Annotated in this window: 5 protein-coding genes; 2 read left to right on the forward strand and 3 right to left on the reverse strand. The window is 33.9% G+C overall.

Translation table 11 applies throughout. The annotated features are described in order from the left end of the window. Positions 1 to 573: 573 nt before the first annotated feature. The gene (locus tag AOG54_RS08240) at positions 574 to 870 is read left to right on the forward strand and encodes a hypothetical protein (RefSeq protein WP_048102327.1); all 297 of its coding nucleotides are present in this window, start codon (positions 574 to 576) and stop codon (positions 868 to 870) included. Between the two features lie 6 nt (positions 871 to 876). Here the strand turns inward: AOG54_RS08240 and AOG54_RS08245 are convergent, their stop codons facing one another. The 3 genes from AOG54_RS08245 to AOG54_RS08255 all read right to left on the reverse strand — a co-directional run bounded on the left by AOG54_RS08245 (position 877) and on the right by AOG54_RS08255 (position 5,192). After that, positions 877 to 1,731, reverse strand: a complete 855-nt coding sequence (locus AOG54_RS08245) for a thiamine pyrophosphate-dependent enzyme (protein ID WP_048102326.1) — start codon at positions 1,729 to 1,731, stop codon at positions 877 to 879. Beyond that, complete coding sequence (locus AOG54_RS08250; protein WP_055032608.1) at positions 1,732 to 3,495, reverse strand: 2-oxoacid:acceptor oxidoreductase subunit alpha; 1,764 nt, start codon at positions 3,493 to 3,495, stop codon at positions 1,732 to 1,734. A 353-nt stretch (positions 3,496 to 3,848) separates the two neighbouring features. Continuing rightward, positions 3,849 to 5,192, reverse strand: a complete 1,344-nt coding sequence (locus tag AOG54_RS08255; protein ID WP_054963871.1) for an MFS transporter — start codon at positions 5,190 to 5,192, stop codon at positions 3,849 to 3,851. Positions 5,193 to 5,283: 91 nt separating this feature from the next. Between AOG54_RS08255 and AOG54_RS08260 the strand changes: the two genes are divergently transcribed. Then, complete coding sequence (locus AOG54_RS08260) at positions 5,284 to 7,287, forward strand: DUF2079 domain-containing protein (protein ID WP_054963870.1); 2,004 nt, start codon at positions 5,284 to 5,286, stop codon at positions 7,285 to 7,287. Positions 7,288 to 7,442 lie beyond the last annotated feature (155 nt).

Genomic DNA, 7,442 nt, shown 5'->3' on the forward strand with positions numbered 1-7,442 from the left:
AAAATTATTTTTCATATATATTAATATTAACTTCAATATAATCACCATATAACTTTCCAGGATATGATTTTATAATGATTTCAGGGTTTTCCAGGAAATCATAATCCATATGGTATTATTTTGTGGCATTATACATATTGCACCGGAATACTAAATTATGCATTTATTGCATCAATATTATAATCACATAACAGAGGTGAAGGCCTTTTTATTACCTTTATTCTTTTATCGGGTTGCCCCATATAGATATATATTTGAAATTGATATAATAATATTTCTTGCATATGCTTATGGATCATTTAAATTAAATATGGACTATATGTGGTTCAAATTCCTTATAAAATGAACCACATAAGAATTAAATTTAAATATACTAAGCATACCTAATTCATTGGTATGATAACTTCCAAAGATATATGTTAACATGGTTAACAGAAATCATAATCTGAATATGGAGGAAAGATGCATGAATTTATGGATATATTTTATCCCTAATATATAAAAATGTTTACATATACCTATATATTAAGAGATAATTAATTAAGTTTATATATAATATGGGCTTTTTTAATTATGGATATTGATAAACCCTCCATAGAGATTGAAAAGCTTAAAAAATACGTATCTGAAAATTCCGGATTTGACATTATTGAAAAAGGCAATATTCTAGAACTGCATTTTATTCCATTTATGCCTGAGGCTGTTGAACATTTTCCGGATGGAAAACAGGTTGAGCACATAATGTATGGGGAGGAAATAGAAGGCTATGTTTATTTTTATAAATTTGTAATTGTCAGTGAAGATGATAAAACTGAAATATCCATAGATGGCAGGTATGATCCTGTTATGGAATGGTTAAATTATATATAAAAAAAATTAATAAAATTCCTGAAGATCCTCCTCGCTTAATTTATATGGATCTGTATTTTTCAGTGAGATTTTTGATATAACCTCATCTGCATCCTCATATGTTGGTTTATCAACCTCATAGAATATGCCGGTGGGTATTGCATGATTATCTCCCCACTCAGAGGCAAGCTTATAGGCCTGATAGAAATCAGTTTTATCATTGTTTTCAAGTTTATAAACAGCCTTTCTATAGAATTCATACCCATTAAATTTATTATATGTGGTGCATGGGCTCAGCACATCTATAAAGGAAAATCCCCTGTGCTTAATCGCCTCCCTTGTTATTTCTGTAAGCCCCTTTATATCCCCAGAAAAACCACGGGCAACGAATGATGCACCTGCGGTTAGTGCATAATGGAGCGGATTAAATGGTGGTTCTATATTTCCATCAGGTGTATCCTTTGTTACTATGCCAATGGGTGTCGTTGGTGATGCCTGACCTGTGGTAAGCCCAAAGACCTGGTTATCTGAGACCATGTATGTTATATCAACATTTCTTTTGGCAAAATGGTAGAAATGCTGGGTACCCTCAAAAAATCCATCCCCATCGCCGCCATAGGCTATTACCTTTAAATCCGGGTTTGCCCATTTAATGCCTGCGGCAACAGGCACAAGCCTGCCATGAAGCCCATGATATCCATATGTGTTTATAAATTCAGGCATGTTGCTTGAACATCCAATTCCTGAGGTAATCACCACATTTTCAGGGCTTATATTTAGCTGCACAAGTGCCTCTGTTATTGCCCTTAACTGTGAGAAATTACCACACCCGGGGCACCAGTCCGGCCTTACCTTGCCCTTGTAATTATCCATTGTTATCATTTATTTATCACCCCCTATTTTTACATTTTCATACTGAATGTTTAGCATCTGCCTTACCCTTGCCTTTAATTCATCCGGGTAAAATGCCTCACCGTCATATTTCCCTATGAACTCAGTTTTTACCAAAAATTCTGATTTTATTAACCTGTTTAGCTGGCCGGAGAAGTTATTTTCCACAACAATTATTCTATTTCTGTTTTTAAGGTGCCCTGCTATATCTGGATTAAGTGGGTATACATGATTTATTTCAAGGGCTCCAATGCTAAATCCCTCATCAATTAAATCATCAACTATTTCCTCAACAACACCCTTTGTTGATCCCCACTGGCTAATTAGGTTTTCTGCGCCATCCGCCCTATATGCATTTGTTGGTGGCATATTCTTTTTATATGTTTCAAGCTTTCTCATTCTCTTCTCCATGCTTAATGACCTTATTTTTGGGTCAGTGATCTCATCACTTACAACATTTCCGTATTCATCATGTTCATCTGAATCCTCATTGTGCATTAATCCCTTCTGACCTGGTATTGCCCTTTTTGAAATTCCAGATTCTGTAAATTCATATCTCTTGAAATTAGGGTCATTATCCTGCGCTATTAATCCGTGTTCCATTTTATATGTTAAATCTATGTTATTTAATGTTTCAACATGCTCGGCAAGGTAAAGATCCGACATGATAAAAACAGGGAGCTGGTATTCTGCCGCAAGATTAAATGCCTCCTTTGCAAGGTCAAATGCCTCTGTAACATTTCCAGGTGCAAGCACAATTCTTGGAAAATCCCCCTGGCCTGCACCAAGAATCTGGTTTAAATCCCCCTGCTCGGTTTTTGTTGGAAGCCCGGTTGATGGCCCCGGCCTCTGTGCCTCATAAATTACAAGAGGCACCTCGGTCATTCCTGCCAAACCAACTGCCTCAGACATAAGTGCAAAGCCACCGCCTGATGTACCTGTCATGGCCCTGACACCTGCATAATTGGCACCTATGGCTGCGTTTATGGCCGAAATTTCATCCTCTGTTACCTTTACAAACAGATTATATTTTTTTGCATGGTTTGCAAAGAAATGCAGTGCGGATGATGCGGGTGTCATTGGATATGCAAAATACATTTGCATTCCGGCATTAACTGCTCCAAGACCCACTGCCTCACCACCGGATGCGATGTAAAGCTTCCGGTTGACTGGATGCAGTTTTTTAAAAATTCCATATGTTTTTAGATAATAATCATAGCCATCCTTCGCGGCGGAAACATTTAATTCTGCGACTTTTCCCTTCTTACCAAAAACTTCCTGAATCACGCCGGAAAATGTATCAAAGCCCAGGCCAAGGGCAGCCATTGTGGCTCCAAGTGCCACGGTATTTTTCAGCAGTGAGTTTTTATCATATTTTAATGCTATATCCCTTAAAGGTATGGGGCAGTATTTAATGTTTTGATATTTTTTATAATTTGTTATCATCTCGCCATCAAAAATTGCTATTCCTGAAAGGGGTGATGCGCCACCCTCATTTATGCCCGGATTTGTATGCCTGTTAAGTGCATCCTCATTTAGGGCTATTAAAATATCTAGGCCGGAACCCTGATTTTTAACAACATTCTCTGATGCCCTTACCTGGTACCAGCTTTCTCCACCCCTGATTAAACTCTGATAATAGTTATATGTTGAGATATATAGACCGTTTCTGGATAAAGATTTTGCCAGTATCAAACCTGCAGACTGAACACCGTCACCTGCAGCACCTCCTATTCTAATTACAGTACTTTCCATAATTATATACCTTCATTGTTTATTTAAACTTTGTGATTATACTGTAAATATTTATAAATAATTGCATCATTTTTTGGAATATATAATAAAATTCTTACTTAATATATTATAATAATTGGGGATATATATGATTATCATATATATTTTTTAAAGAAAACTTTAATATCATACTATAAAATAAGATGGTATTTTATGAAATTTCAAATTTATTTTTTTAACTAACTTCCAGAAAGTCTGTGAATAAAAATAAAAAAATTTTTAATAAACCTATTTTTTTAAAAAAATAAAATACAAAAAAATATCAAAAACTTTGCTTCCAGATAAAAATATTAATATAGTTCTATTAATTTATTTTAAGCTTCCATCTCTGTTGCCAGCTTTTCAAGTTTTTTGTTTTTTCTTATCATGAACGTAAGGGCTATTGCGATTATGACCATAAAGGTATCAAATAAATAGGAAATTTTCCAGTTTATGGCCGCAGCAATATCAAGCATAATTGTGGGACCAAAGGCCAGTGCAAGTGCTATGAAACTGAACTGAATCCCTAGAACCCTACCAAGAACAGCCTTTCCAAAGTAATCTGCTGTGTATGAGAAAAATGGCGGGAAATATAGCAGTATTGAAAAAAATCCTATTGCAGTTACCGGCAGTAATATATACGGTGATATACCTGGATTAACAAATATTAATGGAACTGTGGCAATGGTGCTTACAACCACACCGATTTTCATAATTAGCAATTTTGGATACTTTAGTGTTAACAGTCCGGAAACTATGGCACCAAGAAAGCCAGCAAAATAGGTAATTGTTGTATAAAGCCCAAGAATGCTGTTTGAGTATAACAGATAATCTGAAAAGTATGTAGGAAGCACCTCGGAATAACTTGCCCAGACAAGATTCATTATGCCTATTCCTATTATTAATCCAAGACTGTCCCTGCTGCTAAATATATATTTAAATGCATCTGATATTTTAACTGAATTTGAACTTTTAATATTTTTGTTTATTTTATCCAATGATTTATGGGATTTATACGCTTCCTCAAGTTCCCCTTCCTTTATAATTCCTGATGATAATTCATCAGAATATATTATTTTTAATTCATCCATTGTTATAAATCTTGATTCCTCTGGCCTGTCATAAACAAATAAGACCCATACTATTAAAAGGGGAATTGAAAATACCGCAAAAAGCAGAAAAACATCATGGAAATTTCCGTGGAAAAATAAAAGGAGTGGTATGGCCACTGCAGGGGCTAAAAATGTGAAAAATGGTGATGCTGAATTTGTGATTCCAGCCCCAAGCCCCCTCTCGTGTTTTCCAAACCAGTTTCCTGTTAATTTATAAACAACAGTGTTGGTGAATGATTCAAAGATTCCGAATATTATAATTGCAGCTGCAAGCTGGGAAAAATTCCTGGAAAGGCCAACACCAATGGTTACAACAGTGAATGCAATCAATGGAAATAATCCGCCGTATCTGGCACCGATCTTATCAACTATGATCCCACCAAATAATCCCATGATTATCCCAGGCCCGCCTGAGAATATACCGAGCAGGAGTGCCTCCTGTTCAAGGCTTAAATTTAATTCCTTTCTTATTGTCGGCATTAAAACTGCAGTTTTAATCAGCTCAAAAAGCAGAAAACCAAAAAGCAAAAATGTCAGTATATCAATTATCCATCTCTGGCCTTTCATTTAAGCATATAAACCATATGAATAAAAATATTGTTATTAAGAAATTAAAATAATGACAAAATAATTATAAGTAGTTTAATTATATGATTCAATGAATAATAAAATTGGCGGCGGTATAAACTTCATATTAAGGAAACCGGTAATAATTTTATACGCTGTCGCATCAATATTTACAATATTATTTTCATATTATTCAATTTTAAAAGCCTATAATTTTCAGGCCTATGCATGGGACCTTGGTCTTTACTCACAGGTATTTTATTCTGTTCTTAAGGGTAAATTCTTTTATACATCACTTCTGGGCTCAAGTTACCTTGCGGAGCATTTTTCACCATTTATATTCCTAATAGAAATACCATTTTATTTTTTTCCATCAGAATACACACTTTTAATAATTCAATCAATATTTCTCAGCTTTTCAATTATTCCCCTTTATTATATAACAGATGAAATTTTAAGCCGGCTTGAGAATGGTTCAAAGAATAAAAGAATAAAGCGCAGCACACTTAAATTTATTTCATTTATAATGCCCGTTGCATTTATATTGTCTCCGCTTACAGAGAGCCCTGTATACTTTGATTTTCATCTTATGGTATTTATTCCATTCTTCTATTTTATGGCACTTTATTACCTTTTAAAGGCCAAAAGAATACTATATTACATATTTCTCGCCCTGATAATATCCCTGCATTCAAATTTTATTTTCATAGCAATGATGATTATACTTATGGAAATTATTTTAAATAAAAGGGGAATAGTTACCAGGCCCAGGAAACTTAGCAATGGCATGTATTTTGGCATATCATTTGCAGTACTATTTTCCTATTATATACTAGCCGGATTCCTGAAATCCTATATTGGGCATATACCTGAGGCAACATACCTTATTATAGGCGGTTCAGGCAGCGTTTCAAGGAGCCTAACCGGATTTTTAACAGTGCTGTTTTATAATCCAGAAAAAATAATATCAGTTCTTGTTGCGAATTATGATATAAAAATACTGTTTCTTATACTGGGATTCCTGGCTGTTGATTTTCTTTTTATAGAATATCCAGCAGGGCTGCTACCCGCACTTCCATATTTTGCATATGCAATGCTTTCAACATATATACCATATTATTTCATAGGCTTTCAGTATTCAATGATGTTTATACCATTTGTTTTTATTGCCGGTATTTTTGGAATATATGTAATATTAGAAAAAATTGATATTTCCCCAAACTTTAAAAAAATTAAAAAATATTTTAAGAATTCAATGCTGGTAATAGTATTATTTAGCATAATTGGATTTGCCATACTGAGCCCGCTGTCACCAGCATCCATGGAGCCCGCAAACATTGGTTATTTCAGTGGAAATAATAAAAACATCAATGTGGCCAAAATAAATTTTATGCATGAAATAAAGGGCATAATTAATAATAATTCATCATTAATAACAGGAAATAATATCTTCCCTGAATTTTACAAAAATTACAATGCAACCGCGTTCCCTGATGCAACAATTTCCGAAAAGGTTCCATACTATAAATACCTTATAGCAGATTTCTCGGATTCACAGACATATGTAAAAAATTCACAGAATATAAGCCTTGCTGAACTGGCACAGGAATACATATCAAGTGGCTTATATGGGATACTGGCAGAGGGTTACGACATTATGGTTTTGAAATTAAATTATACTGGAAGTCCGGAATTATATGTTCCATCAAACAATAATTACAGTTATAATTATTTTCAGACAGTTAATGGCATCTCGGAGGGGCCTTTTATAAATAAAAATACATCATATTTTGGTAAGCTTGATGATAATGCATTAAACATCTATGATTCAAATAAAACATATCTTCTTCCGGGGAATTATAGCATTACATTTACATTAAACAGCACAGTGGAGAAAAACACGACATTTATAATAAAATTTAACTCCGGGAAATGCGTTGTTTTAAACAAAACAGTAAATAATGATTTAAACCGGGATTATATAACATTTTCAATAAATGTTAAAAATTTTTACAGCAATGTTATTTATATTGCATACCTTAAAAATCAGGATGTAAATATTAAAAATATAAAAATAACACAGCTAAACGCCTAAAATTATTATAATGTATATTCATCACCGGGGTTAAGTATAACAACCTTTGTGTATTTATCAGAAAGTTCCTTGAATTTTTTTGGGTCAGCATCTATTGCAGGAAATGTACCGTAATGCATTGGGAATGTAATTTTTGCACCAATGAGTTCTGCAGC

Source organism: Acidiplasma aeolicum, assembly GCF_001402945.1.
GTDB lineage: Archaea > Thermoplasmatota > Thermoplasmata > Thermoplasmatales > Thermoplasmataceae > Acidiplasma > Acidiplasma aeolicum.